This is a genomic window from Microbulbifer sp. SAOS-129_SWC (genome assembly GCF_039696035.1).
In the GTDB taxonomy this organism is placed as follows: Bacteria; Pseudomonadota; Gammaproteobacteria; order Pseudomonadales; family Cellvibrionaceae; genus Microbulbifer.
Genome location: NZ_CP155567.1, coordinates 281498 through 303157, shown reverse-complemented (window position 1 = coordinate 303157; position 21660 = coordinate 281498). Strand labels below are relative to the sequence as shown.

Sequence of the window (21660 nt, the reverse complement as noted above, 5' to 3'; positions counted from 1 at the left end):
CGCACTCACGGATTCACACAACCAGAAATAACTCTATGCACCCAAAACTCTTTGCCGCACTGCAATACCTGACCCCGCAACGCGCCCTGTCCCGCGCCGCGGGCTGGCTGGCGGAAACCCGTATCAAGTCGATCAAGGATCCGTTCACCCGCTGGTTCGTCGACAAATACGCTGTGGATATGGACGAGGCGCAGGAGAGCGACTGCACTGCCTACGCCACGTTCAACGACTTTTTTACCCGCGCACTGAAAGACGGTGTGCGCCCGATTGTCGATGGCGACCACACCATCGCCTGCCCGGCGGACGGCGCCATCAGCCAGCTGGGAGAAATCCACAACGGCCGCATTTTCCAGGCCAAGGGCCACGACTTCAGCCTACTGGAGCTGGTCGGTGGTGATCCGCAGACCGCCGCGCAGTTTACCGGCGGCCACTTCGCCACCGTGTACCTGTCGCCGAAGGACTACCACCGCGTACATATGCCGATCGCCGGCACCCTGCGCAGCATGACGTATGTCCCGGGACAGCTGTTCTCGGTCAATACCGTCACCGCAGAGACAGTACCGCGACTGTTCTCGCGCAACGAGCGCGTCGTGTGCATCTTCGATACCGCCGCCGGCCCCATGGCCGTGATCCTGGTCGGCGCCATGATCGTCGCCAGCATCGAAACCGTCTGGGCCGGCCTGGTGACGCCGCACAAGCGCCGCGTGCGCACCACCGAATACCGGGACAGCAAGCCGATCGAGCTGGAAAAAGGCGAAGAGATGGGTCGCTTCAAGCTCGGCTCCACCGTGATCATGCTGTTCGGGGCCGACCAGGTGCGCTGGGCGGAATCCCTCGGTGCCGAATCCTCGACCAAAATGGGCAAGCACTTCGGCGATATTCTGACTGCCGAGCAATAACCGCCCCGGGGCGAACCTTGTGTTCGCCCCGGTGTTAGCCACTACGCCCGCCACCGACAACCAGTCAGCCGCATGTTACCCAGCTTTATTCGCCCCAACGCCAACCTCGCGTTCTACGCCCTGTTCGCCGTCGCCGCCTCCGGCTTCGGGCAGACCTTTTTTGTCTCCATTTTCGGCAGCGCCCTGCGCAGCGAATTCCAGCTCAGCAACGCCCAGTACGGCGCCACTTACAGCGGCGCCACCCTGGCCTCCGCCGCGTTGCTGCTGGTTTGCGGCGGGCTCGTGGATCGCTGGCCGCTGCGCCGTATCACCGCGCTGGCGGTCACTTTACTGGCCGCGGCCTGCCTGCTGCTGGCCGCCGCGCAGAGCGGCTGGATGTTGCTGCCGGGGTTTTTCCTACTGCGCTTTTTCGGCCAGGGTTTTATGACCCACCTGGGCATGACCACCGCCGGGCGCTACTTCAGCGATAACCGCGGCAAAGTCATCGCCCTGGCGGCGCTGGGCTTTCCGCTGGCGGAAGCGCTGCTGCCCAGCGCCGGCGCACAGCTGATCCACTGGAGCGGCTGGCGCAGTGCCTGGGTCGCCGCCGCGATAGTACTGCTCCTGGTGGTACTGCCCGGCCTGCTGCTGCTGGCGCGCACCCCAACACACGGCAGCGCGGCATCCGCGACAACATTCGGCCGTGACGACGACTTCACCCGCGCCCAGGTACTGCGCGACCCGGGTTTCTACCTGCTGCTGCCCGCCGCGCTGATGACTCCGTTCGTGGTCACCGCAGTGCTGTTCCACCAGGGCGCCATCGGTGACAGCCGCGGCTGGTCGCTGACCCTGATGGCCGGCGCCTTCGGCGGCTACGCGGCGGGCCACCTGCTGATGCTGTTTCTGGCCGGCGGCCTGGTGGATCGCTTCGGCGCCCAGCGCAGCTTGCCACTGGCGCTGCTGCCGATGGTCGCCGGCCTGCTGTTGCTGGCCCTCTGCCACGGCGCATGGGTGCCCTACGCCTACCTGGCGCTGCTCGGCATCACCCAGGCCGGCACCGGCACCGCCGGGGGCGCCCTGTGGCCGGAGCGCTATGGCAGCCGCCATCTCGGCGCCATTCGTTCCCTGTCGCAGGCGGCCATGGTGCTGTCGACGGCGGTGTCGCCGTTACTCGCGGGGGTGCTGCTGGATGGTGGTATCAGCGTCAGTGCGCTGGCGGGATCATTGGCCGGATTGGTACTGCTGTGTGCGCTATTGGCACTGATGGCGCGGCCGCAGCGACGCGCAGACAGGGAAGGAAATGCAGTGTAACGGGGAAGAGAAGTCGCTCAGCGCCCGATCAGTCGCGACAGAATGGAAGGCATTCGCTGCGCTTTGAACAGGTAATTGTCGCGAATCCCCGCCACGTCGACCTGCGGGAAGCGGCCCGGCTCGATGTCCTTGAGGATGGTGATCTTGCTCTGCGGAGGCAGCTTGCCGCGCTCGATCAGCTTCTGCTTGCTGTCGTCGTCGGCGGCCAGATCCAGCAGGCGCGGCTCCGGCAGCAGCTGCTTGTCGCGGTCCAGCACCACCATCACCCGCGGCTTCAGGCGTCGCTCGTGGGTCTGCTCGACCACCACGCCCACCTCACCGGTGGACATTTCCACCTGGGTCCCGGTGGGATAGAGGCCGATGGCCTGGATAAATTCCACCACCAGCTGCTCGTGAAAAGTAACGCCACGGAGATCGTATAGCTGCGCCACCGCTCGCGACGGCGCTACCGGATAGCTGACTCCGCGCGGATTGGTGCTCTCGTCATAGACCGTCACGATGCCGCACATCCGCGCCAGCACCGGGATCTTGTCACCGCGCAGGCCGCGCGGATAACCGCTGCCGTCATGCTGTTCGCGGTGGCAGCGCACGATATTGATCACCTGCGGATCTATGTGCGGATCCTCTTCGAGCATTTGCACGCTGTAGCCGACGAACTTGCGGTACTCGAGCTCCGCACGAGGATCCCGCTTGACCGCGCGCAACACGGCCTCCGGCAGTTTCAACTTGCCGACATCTTTCAGCAGGGTTGCCACACCCAGCTGCATCAACTCGTGGCGGCGCAGGCCGATATGGCGACCGAACAGCAGCGCCCAGATACTGGCGCGCATGGAGTGACTGAACGTGTATTCGTCTTTTTCCCGTACTCGTGCCAGCCAGGCGAAAGCGTCGGGGCTGCGCAGTACGCTGTCCACCAGCCCTTCCACCGCCCGATTAATCTGCTGCATCGGCAGCGGCCGATCGCTGCGCACCTGCACCAGCACGTCGCGCATGCCCTTGGCAATCTGCTGGTAGAGCTGGCGCGCCTTGGCGGCCTCACGCTGGGCCGGCTGCGGAGCGGGGTAGGCTTGGTGGGAGATCTGTACCGGACGGCACGGAATGGCTGCGGCTTCGCGACCACGGCGTTTGCCCGGTGCGGCACCGAAGGTCGGCTGCTCTTTGGCGGCGCGGGTGATCCGGCGCAGCTGCACACCGGCATCGCCGACCGTCTTGACCACATCCACATACACGAACCGGCAGTACTTCTGCAGCTGGCGGATTTCCTCCAGGTCACGAATATAGAAACCCTGCAGCGCAAAAGGTGTCCGCGTCCAGGGCCGGTCGAGCCTGGATACGAACATACCGCGCTGCAGGTCTTCTACGAAGACTTTTGCCTGTTCAATCGCCACTGTGATGTGTTGTATGCCGTTGCTTGTTGTGATTATTGGCGCGCCACGTGACCCTTGGCCAGCCTGACGGGCCGGCGTGGGCGCAGTCGCACCTTTATAACATGTAAGTCTACTCGCCAAATAACAACAATATCGTGATCTGCATCACAGAATTATCTGGAGCTATGCGCCCACCACCGGGGCCACTGGCTTTAATCGTGGTAAGGGGGCGAGAGCTCCACTACTGCCTCGATCATCGCGCGCGCGTGCTCGGGATCCACCTTGGGCGTGATGCCGTGCCCCAGGTTGAAGATATGGCCGCTACCGCGCCCATAGGCTTCCAGCACCGCCGCCACTTCGGCGCGAATGCGCTCCGGTGATGCGTAGAGTACCGCCGGATCCAGATTGCCCTGCAGGGCCACGCGATCGCCGACCCGCGCACGCGCAGCGCGCAAATCCGTCGTCCAGTCCAGCCCGAGGGCGCTGGCACCGGTGTCTGCCATTGCCTCCAGCCACTGGCCACCGCCCTTGGTGAACAGAATCACCGGCACCGGTCGGCCGTCGGCCTCCTTGATCAGGCCACTGACGATACGCGCCATATACTGCAGGGAAAACTCCCGGTAGGCCGTGTGGCTCAGTGCACCACCCCAGGTATCGAAGATCTGCACCGCCTGGGCACCGGCGCGGATCTGCGCATTGAGATAGTCGGTTACCGAGTCCGCCAGCACGGTCAGCAGCTGGTGCATCAATTCCGGCCGGCTGTAGAGCATCTCCTTGCAGCGGGCAAAGTCGCGGCTGGAGCCGCCCTCGACCATATAGGTCGCCAGCGTCCAGGGGCTGCCGGAAAAACCGATCAACGGCACACTGCCATTCAGCGCGCGGCGGATGGTGGACACCGCATTCATGACATAGTCCAGATCGCGCGCACTGTCGACCACTTGCAGCGCCTCAATCTCCGCCGCGGTGCGCACCGGCTTGCGGAATTTCGGCCCCTCGCCCTCCTCGAAATAGAGGCCCAGGCCCATCGCATCGGGAATAGTGAGGATGTCCGAGAACAGAATGGCCGCGTCCAGCGGGTAGCGCTCGAGCGGCTGCAGCGTCACTTCACAGGCCAACTCCGTGTTGCGGCACAGATCCAGGAAGCTACCGGCCTTGGCCCGCGCAGCGCGGTACTCGGGCAGGTAACGCCCCGCCTGGCGCATCATCCACACCGGCGTGCGATCTACGGGCTGGCGCAGCAGGGCGCGCAGGAAGCGGTCGTTTTTCAGTTCTGAGGACTTGGATTCTGTCATGGGCACAACAACGCGCTGGCTAAAAAGACGGCTATTGTACAGGGGGAGGGGAATTAGAGACAGGGGAGCTGGACTGGAGAGAAACCCGGTGCCCGGCTCTGCGCATCAAGATGCAACGGTGGCCGCCGGGCAAATAATTACCGTTTAGGTTTTTTGCCGGGCGCCCACCGCTGCCCCTCGCCTTCTCACGGGGTTCGAATAAACGGAACTGCCAGTCGCAGGCCCGCGGAGGATATACAGTCCCCGATTACACATCCAGATAATCGAGAATACCCTCTGCGGCCTGGCGGCCCTCCCATATGGCGGTCACTACCAGATCGGAGCCGCGTACCATATCGCCGCCGGCAAAGACCTTCTCGTTGCTGGTCTGGAACTTGTATTCCTGCTCCTCCGGCGCGACGACACCGCCCCAGTCGGCGACCTTGATATCGTGGTCACCGAACCAGTCCGCCGGGCTCGGGCGGAAGCCGAAGGCCACCAGCACCACATCCGCCGGCACCACTTCTTCAGAGCCCGGTACCACCTGCGGGCGGCGGCGGCCGTTTTCGTCCGCCTCGCCCAGCTCCGTGGTCACCACTTTGACCCCGGTCACACCGCCGTTCTCGCCACCGCCGACGATCTCCACCGGCTGGCGATTGAACAGGAACCTGACACCCTCTTCCTTGGCATTGGCCACCTCGCGGCGGGAACCCGGCATGTTTTCCTCGTCGCGGCGGTAGGCACAGGTCACGCGCCGGGCGCCCTGGCGAATGGAGGTGCGGTTGCAGTCCATCGCCGTGTCGCCGCCGCCGAGCACGACCACGCGCTTGCCTTCCACCGAGACAAACTCGTCCGGGTGCTTTTCCCAGCCCATGTTGCGGTTCACATTGCCCACCAGAAACGGCAGCGCGTCGTAGACACCGGGCAGGTCCTCGCCGGGGAAGCCGCCTTTCATGTAGTTGTAGGTGCCCATGCCCATAAATACGGCATCGTAATCGCGCACCAGCTCGTCGAAACTGATGTCCACACCCACCTCGGTGTTGAGGCAGAACTCCACTCCCATCTCGGTGAAGATCTCGCGACGCTTTTGCATCACGGATTTTTCCAGCTTGAATTCCGGGATGCCGAAGGTAATCAGGCCGCCGATTTCCGGGTACTTATCGAACACCACCGGCTGCACGCCGTTGCGCACCAGTACATCGGCGCAGCCGAGACCGGCGGGGCCGGCGCCAATCACGGCAACGCGCTTGTCGGTTTTCTTTACGTGGGAGAGATCGGGCTTCCATCCCAGGGCAAAGGCGGTGTCGGTGATGTACTTCTCCGCATTGCCAATGGTTACTGCGCCGAAGCCGTCATTCAGCGTACAGGCACCCTCGCACAGGCGGTCCTGCGGGCAGACGCGGCCACAGACTTCCGGCAGTGAGTTGGTCTGATGGGAAAGCTCCGCTGCCTCCATCACATTGCCGTCGCTGATCAGTTTCAGCCAGTTGGGAATGTAGTTGTGTACCGGGCACTTCCATTCGCAATAGGGGTTGCCGCAATCCAGGCAGCGGTGGGCCTGGCCGGCCACCTGCCGCTGGGAGTATGGCTGGTAGATCTCCACAAACTCGTTGGTGCGGGTGATGATGTCCTTTTTCGCCGGGTCCATACGGCCCACGTCGATAAACTGGAAGTCGTTGCTCAAGCGTTCTTTCATAATTTCATCGCCCCCTTCTCTTAACCTTCATCGCTAACGCTACTCGCCACGCTTGCGTACATCGGACAGCAGGCCGGCGAGGCTCGCCGCCTTGGGTTTCACCAGCCAGAAGCGGCTCAGGTAATCGTCGAAGTTGTCCAGCAATTCCGCGCCCCATGCACTGCCGGTTTCGGCGGCATATGCCTCGATCACCTCACGCAGGTGACTCTGGTGCGGCTCCAGGGTCTCGCTGCTGATACGGCGCAGCTCGATCAACTCGTGATTGCACTTGTCAAAGAAGTTGCGCTCCAGATCCAGCACATAAGCGAAGCCACCGGTCATACCGGCACCGAAGTTGTAGCCGGTATCGCCCAGTACCGCGACCATACCGCCGGTCATATATTCACAGCAGTGATCGCCGGCCCCCTCGACCACCGCGAAGGCGCCGGAGTTGCGCACGGCGAAGCGCTCGCCGGCGCTGCCAGCCGCGAACAGCTTGCCGCCGGTGGCGCCGTACAGGCAGGTGTTGCCGACGATACTGGTTTCCCGGGATTCGAACGCGCTGTTCCGCGGCGGCCGGATAACCAGCTTGCCGCCGGCCATGCCCTTGCCGACATAGTCGTTGGCGTCGCCTTCCAGATACATTTCCAGGCCGCCAGCGTTCCACACCCCGAAGGACTGGCCGGCGACACCGGAGAGGCGCAGCTTCACCGGCGCGTCGGCCATGCCCTGGTTGCCGTGGCGCCGTGCAATTTCGCCGGACAGGCGTGCACCGATGGAACGGTCGCAGTTGGTCACACTGTATTGATACTCGCCGCCGGACAGGTTTTCGATCGCCGGCAGTATGTCGGCCACCATGCGCTCTGCCAGCTCGCCCTTGTCCCACGGATCGTTGTGGGCGATCTGGCAGGTCTGCGGCTTGCTGTCCAGCAGCGCGTCCGTGTGCAGCAGCGGCGACAGGTCCAGCTTGCGGTGCTTGGCGGTCTCGCCCTCGAGCACCTGCAGCAGGTCGACGCGACCGACCAGCTCTTCCATCGAGCGCACACCCAGGCGCGCCATCCATTCGCGGGTTTCCTCGGCCACGAACTTGAAGAAGTTCATCGCCATATCCACGGTGCCGATATAGTGCTCGTCGCGCAGGTCCTTGTTCTGGGTGGCGACGCCGGTGGCGCAGTTGTTCAGATGGCAGATGCGCAGGTATTTACAACCCAGCGCGACCATTGGCGCCGTGCCGAAGCCGAAGCTCTCGGCGCCGAGAATGGCCGCCTTGACCACGTCCAGGCCGCTCTTCAGGCCGCCGTCGGTCTGCACCCGCACCTTGCCGCGCAGGTCGTTGGCGCGCAGGGTCTGGTGGGTCTCGGCCAGGCCCAGCTCCCACGGCGAGCCGGCGTAGCGGATCGAGGTGATCGGGCTCGCGGCGGTGCCGCCGTCGTACCCGGAGATGGTGATCAGGTCCGCGTAGGCCTTGGCCACACCGGCGGCAATGGTGCCGACCCCGGGCCGCGATACCAGCTTCACTGATACAAGCGCTTCCGGATTGACCTGCTTGAGGTCATAGATCAGCTGCGCCAGGTCCTCGATCGAATAGATATCGTGGTGCGGCGGCGGCGAGATCAGGGTCACACCGGGCACCGAATAGCGCAGGCGCGCGATCAGGTCGTTGACCTTGCCACCGGGCAGCTGGCCACCCTCGCCGGGTTTGGCGCCCTGCGCCACCTTGATCTGCAATACCTCGGCGTTGACCAGGTAGTGCGGGGTGACGCCGAAGCGGCCGGATGCCACCTGTTTGATCTTGGATACCTTGTCGGTGCCGAAGCGCGCCGGGTCCTCGCCGCCCTCACCGCTGTTGGAGCGGCCGCCGAGGCGGTTCATGGCCTGCGCCAGCGACTCGTGCGCTTCCGGCGACAGGGCACCGAGGGACATGGCGGCGGAATCGAAGCGGCGCAGGATATTCTCCGCCGGCTCCACGTCGTCGACAGAGATCGGCTCCAGGCCCTCTTTCAGGCCCAGCAGGTCGCGCAATGTCGCCACCGGGCGCTTGTTGACCAGCTCGGCATAGTCGCGCCAGGCGGCGTAGTCGCCGGTGCGCACTGCCTGCTGCAGGGTCTTGACCACATCCGGGTTAAAGGCGTGGTACTCCTGGCCGTAGACGAACTTGTGCAGGCCGCCGGGAGACACCGGCTTGCGCGCCTTCCAGGCGCTTTTGGCCCGCGCCGCCGAATCCGCCTGCAGGTCGGCGAAGCCGGCGCCCTGGATGCGCGTGGCGGCGCCGGGGAAACACAGGTCCACCACTTCGCGGTCGAGCCCCACCAGTTCGAACAACAGCGCGCCGCGGTAGGAAGCGACGGTGGAGATGCCCATCTTCGACAGGATCTTCAACAGCCCCTTGATGATGCCGTTGCGGTAATTTTTCTGTGCCTCGGCGGCGTCCAGCGGCAACTCGCCGGTGTCGATCAGGTGGTTGATGATGCTGTAGGAGAAGTAGGGGTGCACTGCGGTGGCGCCAACGCCGACCAGACATGCCAGCTGGTGCGAATCGCGCGCACTGGCGGTATCCACGACGATATTGGAATCGCAGCGCAGGCCGGCGTGCACCAGGTGGTGGTGCACCGCACCGGTGGCCAGCAGCGCGTCGATCGGCAGCTTGCCCTCGGTGATCTCGCGGTCGGACAACACCACCAGCACAGTACCGGCACGCACGGCGGCCTCCACATCCGCGCACAGCTGGTGCAGCGCGGCTTTCAGGTCCAGCTGTGTCGGATCGAAATTCAGATCGAAGATCCTGGCCTCGAACCCGGAGCGATCCAGTTCGAGTAGCGCCGTGTACTTCATGTGCGAGAGCACCGGCGACGACAGGATCACGCGGTCGGCATGTTCCGCAGTCTCCTCGAAGACGGATTTCTCACGTCCCAGGCAGGTCTCCAGCGACATCACCACGGTTTCCCGCAGCGGGTCGATCGGCGGGTTGGTGACCTGGGCGAACTGCTGGCGGAAATAGTCGTACAGGGAGCGGTTGTGGCGCGACAGCACCGCCATCGGCGTATCGTCGCCCATGGAGCCCACGGCCTCCTGGCCAGCCTCGGCCATCGGGCGCACCACCTGGTCGCGCTCCTCCATCGAGGAGCTGAACAGTTTCTGGTAAACCTTGAACTGCTCGTAGGAGAAGTTGTTGTCCACCGGTGCGGTGACCAGCGTGGAGCGGATGCGGCGCGCCTTGTCTTTCAGCCAGCGCTTGTAGGGCTGCGAGCGCTTCAACATATCGTCGATATCGCCGGTGTGCAGCAGTTTGCCCTCGCGGGTGTCCACCGACAGCATCTGGCCCGGGCCGAGGCGCCCCTTGGCCACCACGTCTTCCGGCGCATAGTCGTAAGTGCCGATCTCGGACGCGACGGTGATGATGTCGTCATTGGTGATCACCCAGCGCGACGGGCGCAGGCCGTTGCGGTCCAGGGTACACACCGCATAGCGGCCGTCGGTCATCACCAGGCCGGCGGGACCGTCCCAGGGCTCCATATGCATGGAGATATATTCGTAGAAACCACGCAGGTCCGCGTCCATGCTCTCGACATTCTGCCAGGCCGGCGGCACCAGCATGCGCACGGCGCGGTGCAACTCCATACCGCCGGCGAGCAGCATTTCCAGCATATTGTCGAGACTGGAGGAGTCGGAACCCTCGCGGTTGACCAGTGGCGCCAGCTCGGCCAGCTCCGGGATCAATTCGGTAGAGAACTTGGGCGTGCGCGCTACCGACCAGTTGCGGTTGCCGGTAATGGTATTGATCTCACCATTGTGCGCCAGCAGGCGGAACGGCTGCGCCAGTGGCCAGCGCGGCATGGTGTTGGTGGAGAAGCGCTGGTGGAATACGCAGATCGCGGTTTCCAGGCGCGGGTCGGCCAGCTCCGGGAAAAACCTGGGCAGGTCCACCGGAATCATCAGGCCTTTGTAGGACAGCACGTTGTCGGACAGGCTGGCGATATAGACGCCCTCGCCCAGCTGCTGCTCCGCCCGGCGCCGTGCGACAAACAGGCGCGCGCGGAACTTGGCCTCGCCCAGCGGCTGTTCGGCATCGTTAATCAGTAGGTGCTCGAAACGCGGCAGCGATTCTCTGGCGATGGGGCCGAGACATTCGGGATTGGTGGGCACCGGGCGCCAGCCGACCACGCGCAGGCCCTGCGCTTCCAGCGCCGCGGCGAGAATATCGCGTTGCACCTGGGCGGCGCTGTCATCCAGCGGCAGCATAATGCTGCCCACCGCGTAGGCATCGGTCAGTTCGGCGTCGAACAGGTCTTTCGCTTCGGCACGTAGGAAGGCGTCCGGCTTCTGCAGCAACAGGCCACAGCCGTCGCCGGTCTTGCCATCTGCGGCGATACCGCCACGGTGGGTCATGCAGGTCAGCGACTCGATCGCCGTCTGCACGAGCTTGTGGCTGGCCTTGCCTTTCAGGTGCGCGATGAGGCCAAAGCCGCAGTTGTCTTTGAACTCATCCAACCGATACAGACCGCTACCCATAGAATTCCTCATCGTTATCTTGCGAAGCTTCCGCCAGCAACCAGATCGCCACCGCGGAGCCTGCCGGAGGTGGGGCGGCGCGATTGCCGTACCCCACTGACAAAAAAAGCCCGCTGGCGGGGCTTTTTTATTGGCATTGTTATTGCCTCTGCTTTTCCGCAGAGGGCGCGCAATGTTACTTGCGTCACCCTGAAATTGCAAGATTTGGCAGTTTTATATTCTGTCAAGCGGCGTCAAAACCGACTTATCTCCTTTATCGGTTCGTAAGCGTCAAATAATCCTCAGAGGCAGGCAGTTTGGATGCAGTCTGTCACCCGGCGCCGCAGAGTTGCAGCGCCTCGACCAGCAGATCGCGCGGGGTATCGTTGACGATCTCGGCGTCACCGAGCGCGCGCAGCAGCACCAGGCGCAGACGCCCGTCCACCACCTTCTTGTCTACCGCCATGGCATCGACAAACTGCGCCACGGTCATCTCTGCCGGGGCGGCACAGGGCAACCCGGCCAATGTCAGCAATCTGCGCAGCCGCTGCACCAGTTCTGCATCGATGGTGCCGCGCAGCTGCGACAATTCCGCCGCCATCACCATACCCGCGGCCACCGCCTCGCCATGTAGCCAGTTGCCGTAGCCCTGTACCGCTTCGATGGCGTGACCGAAGGTGTGACCGAAATTCAGGATGGCACGGCGACCGGACTCGCGCTCGTCCTCCGCGACCACGGCGGCCTTGTCGTGACAGCTGCGTTCCACCGCATAGGCCAGGGCCTCCGGCTCGCGCGCCAGCAGGCGCGACATATTGTCCTCCAGCCAGGCGAAGAAGGGCACATCGCAGATCAGGCCGTACTTGATCACTTCGGCGATGCCCGCCGCCAGCTCCCGCTCCGGCAGCGTCTGCAGAGTATCCATATCGGCCAGCACCAGGCGCGGCTGGTAGAAAGCGCCGATCATATTCTTGCCCAGCGGGTGGTTGACGCCGGTCTTGCCGCCGACGGAGGAATCCACCTGCGACAGCAGGGTGGTGGGCACCTGAATGAAATCGACGCCGCGCTGGTAACAGGCGGCGGCAAAGCCGGTCATATCGCCGACAACCCCGCCGCCGAGCGCAATCAGTGTGGTAGTGCGGCTGTGGCGCTTTTCCAGCAACAGGTCGAAGACACGGTTGACCGTGTCCAGCGTCTTGAAGGCTTCGCCGTCCGGCAATTCGAGGGTATCCAGCTTGTCGAACCCCTGCAGTCCGTCGAGCAGGCGGGAGAGATAGAGTGGCGCCACCGTCTCGTTGGTGATCACACACACCTGGCGGCCGCGGATATAGCGCTGCAGGTACTGCGGATCACCGAGCAGCTGCGCGCCGATCAAGATAGGGTAGCTGCGCTCCCCCAGTTCCACATTCAAGCTGTGCACGTCGCCCTCCGTATGGCATGGGGCGGGATGACCCGATCCCGCAAAAGGACCGGCACTTTAGCACATGGGAAAATCCGGCGTTTAACCGGGCATGCGAAAGAGAATCAGTTGACGGGGATCAGAGGTGCGCGGATTCGCCGGCAGAGAGTCTCTCGGCTACCAGCAGCGCCGCCTGACGCGGTGTGCAGTGGTCGGTATCGCAGACGAGATCCGCCACTTCGCGATACAGGGGGTCACGCGCATTCAGAATTTCGACTATCCGGGCGCGGGGATCGGCGACGTTCAGCAACGGGCGATTAGTGTTCTTGGCAGTGCGCTCAACCAGCTGCTCGACGCTCGCCTGCAGGTACACCACCAGACCGCTGCTCTCCTTCAGCAGGCGCCGGTTTTCTTCCAGCAGCACGATACCGCCGCCGGTGGCAACCACCTGCGCCGGGCTTCGGCAAAGATCTTCCAGCACGTCGCTTTCGCGGCGGCGAAAACCCGCCTCGCCCTCGACATCGAAAATCCACGGAATGTCCGCGCCGGTGCGCTCTTCCAGCACCTTGTCGGAATCGGCAAACGGCAACTGCAACTCGGCCGCCAGCAGTTTGCCGATGGTGGACTTGCCGGCCCCCATGGGGCCGACAAGGAAGATGGAATGGTGGATCTGACTCACTTGCTCAGGAACAGATCGTTCTCCATGATGCGCGGCGTAATGAAGATCAGCAGCTCGCGCTTGTCATCGCTGTGGGTCTTCTTCTTGAACAGGTTGCCGAGGTAGGGAATATCACCCAGCAGCGGGATCTTGGTCTCGCCCTCGATTTTCTGGCTCTCGAAGATACCGCCCAGTACGATGGTCTCGCCGTTGCGCACCAGCACCTTGGTCTGCAGCGAGTTGACATTGATGGTGGGCACACCGGTGGTGCCCGCCAGCTGGCCGACGCTGTCCTGATTGATATCCAGATCCATGATGATGTTGTCGTCCGGAGTGATCTGCGGGGTCACATTCAGCTGCAGCACTGCCTCGCGGAAAGTCACCGACGCAGCACCAGAGGAAGTGGCCTCCAGGTAAGGGATTTCGACACCGGACTGGATGTTGGCTTCCTGCTTATCGCCGGTCACCACCTTCGGCTGGGATACGATCTCTGCCTTGCCCACGTCCTGCAGCGCCGACAGCTCCAGGCCGACAAAGAAGTTGTTCTTCAGGATCGAGTAGGCGATGTTACCGGCCGCGTTCTGTACCCCCAGGTCGACCAGCAGTGTGTCGTTCAGGCTCGGCGTCCAGGTCTGCACCTTGAGCGGCTCACCAGTGGCAGGATCGACCTGCTGCTGTCCGTTTTGGATATTGTAGGCGTTCCCTTCGGTGCGGTTGTCCTCCAGCCCGTAGGAGCCGTCCAGGGAGCCGACCCCTTCGCCGATCCCCTTGTCCACATTATGGTGCTCGCCGTAATTCCAGCGCACACCCAGTTCTTTCATGAAATCGGTATTGGCATTAACGATACGCGCTTCGATCATGACCTGACGGATGGGCACATCGATCGCCGCGATCAGGTCGCGGAACTGGGCGATCTTGTCCTCGGTATCGGTCAGGATGATGGTGTTGGTGCGTTCATCGACGATGGCATTACCACGGGCGGACAGGATGCCGCGCTGCTGACCATTGCTGTCCTGCTGGCCGCCGGCAAAATTGCCCTGGTTGGCGCCACCGCCGCCGCCTTTCTTGCCGGAGAACAGCGTAAACAGCTCCTTGGCATCGGCGTAGCGCACCTGGATATACTCGGTGCGCAGCGGCGCCAGTTCCTGCAGCTGCTTGCGGGTTTCCAGCTCCTGGCGCTCGCGCTCGGCGATTTCGGCCGCCGGGGCCACCATGATCACGTTGCCCTCGCGACGCTTGTCCAGGCCCTTGGCCTTCAGGATCAGCTCCAGCGCCTGGTCCCAGGGCACGCCGTCGAGGCGCAGGGTAATGCGGCCCTGCACGGTATCGCTGGCGACCAGGTTGAGGTCGGTGAAATCGGCGATCAGCTGCAGTACCGAGCGCACCTCGATATCCTGGAAGTTCAGCGACAGTTTCTCGCCGCTAAACTGGAACTCTTTCTTCTTCGCGGCCTTCGCCACCTTGTTCAGCGGCTTCACGCTCAACACATACTGGTTGTCGGCCTGGTAGGCGAGATAGTCGTAATCGCTATCGTTGGGCGCTACCGAAATGACCGTATTGCGGCCATCGTAGTCTACCGAGATCGATTTGACCGGCGTGGCGAAATCGGTCACATCCAGGCGCTGGCGCAGGGAGTCCGGCAGCTTGGCGCCGAGGAAGGTGAGCAGGATTTTGCCCTTGGTACGCTCCACGTCGATATTCACCGCCGGGTCGGTCAGGCTGACAATCACCTTGCCCTCGCCCGCGTCACCGCGACGGAAATCCACGTTGCTGATAGCCACACTGCTGGCGGCCTGGAACTTCTGCTGACCGCCCAGGTTGAGACCCTGGTTGTGTCCGCGCGAGGTCCGCGCCGCGGCGACGGAAGCGGTTTTGGCGGAATCGGCGCCGATCTCCATCACCACCTGGTTGCCCTTGCGCTCGCTGGTGTAGACCGGCAGCTTGTCCAGGTTGACGATCAGGCGGGTGCGGTCATCGTTGGACACCACCACGGCGCTGCGCGCACCGGCGATGCCGAGCGTGTACTTCTTCTGAGGCAGCGCGCTCTCGACGCCGGGAAAATCCATGACGATGCGCGCCGGTTTCTCGATGGTGTAGCCGGTGGGTTCCGGCGGCACATCGCTGAAGGTCAGCCGCAGCTGCACGCGGTTGCCGGGCAGCTCGGAAAATTGGATGTCGTTGAGCTGGTTGGTCTGCGCCAGCAGCACTCCGGGCATCATTGCCAGACCCAGCAACAGCACCCGCAAGGGAGCCAGCACTTTGGCGAGTTGCTTGTTGATCATTAGTTGTTGTCCTTCTCTTCCAAAGTCAGCGCCCGCGGCCGTTCAATCCAGCCACCGGTGCCATCCGGTACGATTTCCAAAACATCGAGCTTCGACTTGGTGGCGTCGACCACCCGGCCGTGATTCTTGCCCAGATGATTGCCGACGGTAATGCGGTGGATACCGCCGTCGCCGTCGTCGATCAGTGCCCACAACTGCCCGCCCCGGGACAGTGTGCCGACCATTTTCAGTGCATCGAACGGATAGCGTTCGAGCAGTTCCGGCTGCCGATTCAGGTCCGGCGCCACATCCACCCGGCGTCCCACCAGGCGCTGCTCGGATTCGAGCACCGGGCGCGCAAACGGGCTGCGCAGTGCTGCGGCACTGTAGACGTAGGGGCTGTAAGGGGTAAACGTCGGAATCGGGTCGATATGCCCTTTTGGCTTATGTTTGACCGCGGCCATGTGCTGGCGCAGGTCGCTGTGATCGTCGTTGAGGCTGCAGCCGGCCAGGGCCAGCAGTGCAGCAGCAAGAGTCAGGTGCCTGCTCATCCCTCGTCCCCCTGCTCTTTGTAGCGGTAGGTCTTGGCGTTGATGACCATATCCAGCAGTGCACCACCTTTGTCCTTGCTGGCCTTGATGTCAAAGTCATGCAGGGTCACGATGCGCGGCATGCCGGCAATACCACTGATAAACGCGCCGAATTCGTGGTAGCCGCCCTGCACTTCGATGCGGATCGGCAGCTCGACGTAGAACTCGCCCACCTGCTCGTCCTCCAGCGCCACTTTCTTGATCGTCAGGCCGGCACCGCGGCCGTACTCGTCGATATCCTCGAGCAGCCCGGGCACCTCGGTGTCTTTCGGCAACTGCTTCAGCAGCGCGCCAAAGGTATCCTCCATCTCCGCCAGCTGGTCGCGGTAGGCGTCCAGGTTGGAGGCCTCGAAGGATTTCTTCTCGAACTGCTTGAACAGCTCCTGCTCCTTGTTGGCGGCAAATTCCAGTTGCTGGTAGCGCTCCTTGATCAGGAAGAAGTAGCCACCGGCGGCGAGTAGCGCGGCGATCAGCAGCAGCACCACAATGCGCCCCGCCAGCGGCCAGACACCGATTCGCGAGAAGTCGATATCGTTGAGATTGAGCTCGTTGAGCTGCTTGAGCGTATCCTCCAATGCCATGGTCAGGATCCTTTACTTACCGGCGTCAGCCAGGTCTTGATCTTCTTTTTTCTTGCGGCCGCTGACATTTACGGTCATCTGGAAAGCGCTGGCCTGTTCACCGAACTCCGGTTTCGCCGTTACCCCAGTCAGGTTCGGCGATTCAAACCACTCCGACTGGTCCAGGTTCCGCATAAAAGAGGAGACGCGGTTGTTGGACTCGGCGATACCGGCAATCTGCATGGTGTTTCCGCTGCGCTTGAGCCCGGTGAGCCACAGGCCCTCCGGTGTCGCGCGCACCATTTCGTCGAAATAGCGCACCGCCAGGGGACGGTTGCCCTGCAGCTCCTGGATTACGCGCATGCGGTCGATCAGCTCCTGGCGGCGCTTCTTGAGATTCTTGATCTCCTGCACCTGCTTATTGAGCTTGGTGATCTCCGTCTGCAGTATCTGGTTGCGCTCGCTCTGGTTGGAAATCTGCGCATCCACGGTTTTCATCCACAGGAACACCGAAATACCGGCGGCGATGACCACCAGCAGTGCGACCTGCTGAAACTCTTTTTGCTTCTGCTCGCGGTACTCCCGGCGCCAGGGCAAGAGGTTAATCTTGGCCATGTCAGTACTCCTTCTCGCGCAGCGCCAGTCCGGCGGCGATCATCAGTGCCGGGGCCTCGCTGGCCAGTGCCTGGCGGTTGACCCGCGAGGCCACCGCCATATCGTGGAATGGATTGGCTACCAGCGTGGGTTTGTCGAGCTTCTGGCCCACCAGGTCGACGAGACCATCCATCGCCGCGACACCACCGGCCAGCAGGATGTAGTCCACATCGCTGTAAGACGTCGACGAGTAGAAGAACTGCAACGAGCGGGTAACCTGCTGCACCACCGCATCGCGGAAGGGCTCCAGCACCTCGGGGTAGTAGTCGTCGGGCAGGCCGCTGCCGCCCTGGCGCTTGGCCAGCCCCGCCTCTTCGGCGGACAGGCCGTAGCGGCGCTGGATTTCATCGGTCAGCTGACGCCCGCCGAACAGCTGCTCGCGGGTGTAAACCGTCTTGCCGTCCACCAGCACCGAAAGGGCGCTCATGGTCGCGCCGATATCGATCACCGCCACCACCAACTGCTCCTGCGGCGGGAACTGGCGTTCCAGCAGCGAGAAAGCCCGCTCGATGGCATAGGCTTCCACATCGACCACCGTAGCCTGCAACTCGGCGTCGCCGAGCGCCGAAACGCGCTGCTCGATATTCTCGCTGCGGCAGGCTGCCAGCAGGACCTCGACCTGCCCCTCGCCCTTGTCGGACGGCCCCTGGACCTCGAAGTCCAGGTTCACCTCGTCCAGCGGGTAGGGGATATACTGGTCGGCTTCGAGCGCGATCGCCGCCTCGAGGGCATCTTCGGTCAGATCTGCAGCCATCTCCAGGGTCTTGGTGATAACTGCCGAGCCGGATACCGCGACCGCCGCCTGGCGCAGCCGTGTCTTGGATCGCCGCACGACCTTGCGGATAGCCTCCGCAGTGGCACCCACATCATTGATGTTCTTGTCCACCACCGCATTGGGCGGCAGCGGTTCAACGGCATAGCATTCGACCCGATATTTGTCGCCATTGCGACTCAGCTCCAGCAATTTTACCGCCGTGGAGCTAATATCGAGTCCCAGCAAGGCTTTCGGGCCTTTGTTGAGAAAAGGGAGCATCCCCATTTTTCTTATCTTTTCCGTGGGTTATGAAGATTTGATGTTATAGCACTTTAAATTACAGCTGCAACCAGCAATTGCATAGGTAACAGCGCACAATCCTCGTATAATTGGCCCGAGTTACCATAAGTTTGTTCGAGAGGCCCCTGTGAAGGCGATTCAGGTCCGCGCCCCCGCCCGCAGGCAGGCACCCACATAAAGAAGCATCTGCATGACCGAAAAAGCCCGCAACCGCCTGCTCTCCCTCCTCTGGCTCGGCCTGGCGGGAGCCGCCGCGGCGGCCATGACCCTTTCCAGTATCTACATGTACCTGAAGCCCGGCCTGCCGCCGGTGGAGAACCTGCGCGATGTGCGCCTGCAGACTCCACTGCGCGTCTACTCCCGGGACATGAAGCTGATTGGGGAATTCGGCGAGAAACGGCGCAGCCCGATCACCATCGATCAGGCCCCAGAAATGTTCATCAAGGCTATTCTCGCCGCTGAGGATGCGGGATTCTACTCCCACAACGGCGTTTCTCTTAAAGGCTTAATGAGAGCCGCTTCACAATTAGCGCAAACAGGCTCCATTCAGTCCGGCGGCAGTACCCTGACCATGCAGGTCGCGCGCAACTTCTTCCTGAGTCGCGAACAGCGTTTTGTGCGCAAATTCAATGAGATACTGCTGTCACTGCAAATCGAGCGCGAGCTGACCAAGAACGATATCCTCGAGCTCTACATCAACAAAATCTTTCTCGGTAACCGCGCCTACGGCTTCCAGGCCGCCGCGCACGTGTACTACGGCCGCGATATCAGCGAACTCACCCTGGCCCAGTGGGCAATGATGGCGGGCCTGCCCAAGGCGCCCTCCACCTATAACCCCATCGCCAACCCCACGCGCGCACTGGTGCGGCGCAACTGGATCCTGAAGCGGATGCTGGAACTGGGATATATCGACCAGGATCGCTACAAGAATTCCATCACCGCCCCGGTCACCGCCAGCTATCACGGCCGCGACCTGGACCTCAACGCCCCCTATATCGCCGAGATGGCACGCAAGGAGGCGGTCGAGCTGTTCGGCGACGCGGCCTACACCGACGGCTACCAGGTGATCACCACCGTCGACAGCAAGCTGCAGAAGACCGCGCGCCACGCCCTGCAGAAGGGCCTCGAGACCTACGATGCGCGCCACGGCTACCGCGGCCCGGAACAGCGCCTGGATGCATCCCTGCTGGAAGACAGCGACCAGCTGGTCGATCTGCTCAACGAGCTTCCGGTGCTCGGTGGGCTCGAACCGGCAGTGGTCACCGCCGTGGAACCGCACAGTCTGCAGGTACAGCTGCGCGACCGCCGCGTGGTCGAGGTAACCTGGGAAAACGGCCTCAGCGACATCCGCCCCTACCTGTCGGAGAACGCCCGCGGGCCGCGCCTCAAGTCTGCCGACGAGATGTTCGCCCCCGGCGACGTGATCCGCCTGCGCCGGGTAGAGGTCAAGGCCGGGGACAGCGATCCGGCCGTAGTCGCGGAAGCCGCGGCGGCGGACGATGCCGACAACACCCCTGACCCCTTCGCCAACCCCGGCGATCCGGCACCGCCGACAATCGAGCCGCAGACACATGAAGAGTGGCACCTGGCCCAGGTACCGGCAGCGCAGGGCGCGCTGGTATCGCTGGCCCCGGAAGATGGCGCCATCCGCGCGCTGGTGGGCGGCTACGACTTCCACCAGAGTCACTTCAACCGCGTGACCCAGGCCGCGCGCCAGCCCGGCTCCAACTTCAAGCCGTTCATCTATTCGTCGGCAATCGAAAAGGGCTATACCGCCGCCAGCATCATCAACGATGCACCGATCATCTTCGAGGAAACCAACCTGCAGGATGTCTGGCGCCCGGAAAACGACAGCGGCAAGTTCCTCGGCCCCATCCGCCTGCGCCGGGCCCTGTATCTGTCGCGCAACCTGGTTTCGATCCGCCTGCTGCAGGCCATCGGTATCGACTATGCGCTGGATTTTGTGCAGCGTTTCGGCTTCGAGCGCAGCAAGCTGGCCCGCAACCTGACCATCGCCCTCGGCAGCTCGGCGCTGACCCCGCTGGAAATTGCCCGCGGCTACGCCGCCTTTGCCAACGGCGGTTACCGGGTGGAGCCTTACCTGGTAGACAAGGTGCTCGACGTACACGGCAAGAACATCTACCAGGCGCTGCCGCTGACAGTCTGCCGCGACTGCCCAGACGACAACGGCGAAACCACGCAGTCGAGCGAGCCGCTCAACCTGGCGGATGCCCGCATGGAAGCCGGCGCGACCACAGCCGCCGCCGACAAGGAACCGATCGAGCTGCGTACCCTGCGGATGAACCCGATCGACGGCGATCCGGCCACCCAGGCGCGTCCGCGCGCACCCCGCGCCATCTCTCCGGAGACCGCCTATATCATGGACTCCATCCTCAAGGATGTGATCAAGAAGGGCACCGGCCGACGCGCACTGGTAATGAAACGCGGTGATATCGCCGGCAAGACCGGTACCACCAACGGCCCGCGGGACGCCTGGTTCTCCGGTTACAGCTCCTACCTGGCCACCAGCGCCTGGGTGGGCTTCGACAACAATGGCGAACTGGGTAAACGCGAATACGGCGGCTCCGCCGCACTGCCGATCTGGATCGACTTCATGAGCGCCGCGCTCAAGGGCAAGCCCGAACGCCACCTGCCGCAGCCCGACGACATCGTCACCGTGCGTATCGACCCGCGTACCGGGCTGCGCACCTCCCGCGGCGGTATGTTCGAGATCTTCCGCGCCGATCACGTGCCCGGCCGGCAGAACTACAGCGCCTACCAGCAGAAATCCGACTACCGGGATAAGGACAATAATAAGCAGAACGACGACGAGTCACTGCCGGACGAGCTCTTCTGACGCTCGGCACACAATAAAAAACGGGGCCTCATAGGCCCCGTTTTTTATGCGCTCGATCGCCGCATTCGGCAGCGGCTCAGCGGCTGCTGCGATACTCCAGGCAAGCTCGCTCGAGCGTCGGCAGGTCCGGAATCACCGCTTCCTCGCCGGACAGTGATACGTGCATCAGCTCGCCCTGACTGCAGGGCTGCTCGCGACCGGCCAGCTCATCCGGAGTAACCCGCACCAGGCGCGGGGTTCCCTGCAGCATCAGGGCAAAAAACGGCAGGTCGCCCTCGGGATTGCCGCTGTTCAGCACCGCGATACGGCCGCTGTCGCCGGGCGCCGCCAGCGCCTTGCCACGCAGCACCTCGAAAGACAGCAGCGGCAAACGCTGTTCGCGCCAGTTGAGCTCACCGAGATACCAGTCCGGCGCATCATAGGCGGCCACCGGCGTCTGTACCGCAATCACCTCGGACAGGGTATCCACCGGCACCAGTAGCTGCCCATCGGCCAGCGGCAGCAACAGGCTACTCACCTCCTGCGGCACTTCGACCGACAGCGCCTCAACTTCACTCATCGCCACACTCTCTCAATGTCATCTCGATTCCAGTTTCCAGGGGCTGCCGCACTAACCTGGACGGCACGCGGCGCGGCTGTC

General features: G+C 63.1%; 15 protein-coding genes. 3 read left to right on the top strand and 12 right to left on the bottom strand.

The genetic code is table 11. The features are described from left to right. Positions 1-35: 35 nt before the first annotated feature. Both asd and ABDK11_RS01300 read left to right on the top strand, forming a co-directional pair. A complete protein-coding gene (gene asd / locus ABDK11_RS01305) occupies positions 36-899 on the top strand; it encodes an archaetidylserine decarboxylase (RefSeq protein ID WP_346838519.1) in 864 nt (287 codons plus the stop codon). A 72-nt stretch (positions 900-971) separates the two neighbouring features. Next, positions 972-2189 (top strand): MFS transporter, encoded by a 1218-nt coding sequence (locus ABDK11_RS01300; protein ID WP_346838518.1) that lies wholly within the window; start codon positions 972-974, stop codon positions 2187-2189. Between the two features lie 17 nt (positions 2190-2206). On the opposite strand, the gene ABDK11_RS01295 is transcribed toward ABDK11_RS01300, so the two are convergent. The 11 genes from ABDK11_RS01295 to ABDK11_RS01245 form a co-directional block, all read right to left on the bottom strand. Beyond that, entirely contained in the window at positions 2207-3577 is a 1371-nt protein-coding gene (locus ABDK11_RS01295) for a DUF3391 domain-containing protein (RefSeq protein WP_346838517.1), read from the bottom strand. Between the two features lie 191 nt (positions 3578-3768). Then, a complete protein-coding gene (gene hemE / locus ABDK11_RS01290) occupies positions 3769-4848 on the bottom strand; it encodes a uroporphyrinogen decarboxylase (RefSeq protein ID WP_346838516.1) in 1080 nt (359 codons plus the stop codon). Positions 4849-5095: 247 nt separating this feature from the next. Then, a complete protein-coding gene (locus ABDK11_RS01285) occupies positions 5096-6523 on the bottom strand; it encodes an FAD-dependent oxidoreductase (protein WP_346838515.1) in 1428 nt (475 codons plus the stop codon). A gap of 39 nt (positions 6524-6562) precedes the next feature. Continuing rightward, entirely contained in the window at positions 6563-11011 is a 4449-nt protein-coding gene (gene gltB / locus ABDK11_RS01280) for a glutamate synthase large subunit (protein ID WP_346838514.1), read from the bottom strand. A 310-nt stretch (positions 11012-11321) separates the two neighbouring features. Next, entirely contained in the window at positions 11322-12407 is a 1086-nt protein-coding gene (gene aroB / locus ABDK11_RS01275) for a 3-dehydroquinate synthase (RefSeq protein WP_346838513.1), read from the bottom strand. 118 nt (positions 12408-12525) lie between these two features. After that, positions 12526-13056 carry a shikimate kinase gene (locus tag ABDK11_RS01270; protein WP_346840222.1) on the bottom strand — a complete coding sequence of 177 codons (531 nt, stop codon included), beginning with the start codon at positions 13054-13056 and terminating at the stop codon, positions 12526-12528. Between the two features lie 5 nt (positions 13057-13061). Beyond that, positions 13062-15326 carry a type IV pilus secretin PilQ gene (locus tag ABDK11_RS01265; RefSeq protein ID WP_346838512.1) on the bottom strand — a complete coding sequence of 755 codons (2265 nt, stop codon included), beginning with the start codon at positions 15324-15326 and terminating at the stop codon, positions 13062-13064. Beyond that, positions 15326-15856, bottom strand: a complete 531-nt coding sequence (locus tag ABDK11_RS01260; protein WP_346838511.1) for a pilus assembly protein PilP — start codon at positions 15854-15856, stop codon at positions 15326-15328. Before ABDK11_RS01260 ends, ABDK11_RS01265 begins: the two co-directional genes overlap by 1 nt. Continuing rightward, complete coding sequence (locus ABDK11_RS01255) at positions 15853-16476, bottom strand: type 4a pilus biogenesis protein PilO (protein ID WP_346838510.1); 624 nt, start codon at positions 16474-16476, stop codon at positions 15853-15855. The genes ABDK11_RS01260 and ABDK11_RS01255 overlap by 4 nt, the downstream gene beginning before the upstream one ends. A gap of 12 nt (positions 16477-16488) precedes the next feature. Further along, positions 16489-17070: a PilN domain-containing protein gene (locus ABDK11_RS01250; RefSeq protein WP_346838509.1), complete on the bottom strand. Its 582-nt coding sequence runs from the start codon at positions 17068-17070 to the stop codon at positions 16489-16491. A 1-nt stretch (position 17071) separates the two neighbouring features. Then, positions 17072-18148 carry a pilus assembly protein PilM gene (locus ABDK11_RS01245; protein ID WP_346838508.1) on the bottom strand — a complete coding sequence of 359 codons (1077 nt, stop codon included), beginning with the start codon at positions 18146-18148 and terminating at the stop codon, positions 17072-17074. Between the two features lie 205 nt (positions 18149-18353). Between ABDK11_RS01245 and ABDK11_RS01240 the strand changes: the two genes are divergently transcribed. Beyond that, on the top strand, positions 18354-21020 hold the full coding sequence (locus ABDK11_RS01240; RefSeq protein WP_346838507.1) for a penicillin-binding protein 1A: 2667 nt from the start codon (positions 18354-18356) through the stop codon (positions 21018-21020). Positions 21021-21096: 76 nt separating this feature from the next. On the opposite strand, the gene ABDK11_RS01235 is transcribed toward ABDK11_RS01240, so the two are convergent. Then, the gene (locus ABDK11_RS01235; RefSeq protein WP_346838506.1) at positions 21097-21579 is read right to left on the bottom strand and encodes a chemotaxis protein CheW; all 483 of its coding nucleotides are present in this window, start codon (positions 21577-21579) and stop codon (positions 21097-21099) included. Positions 21580-21660: the final 81 nt, after the last annotated feature.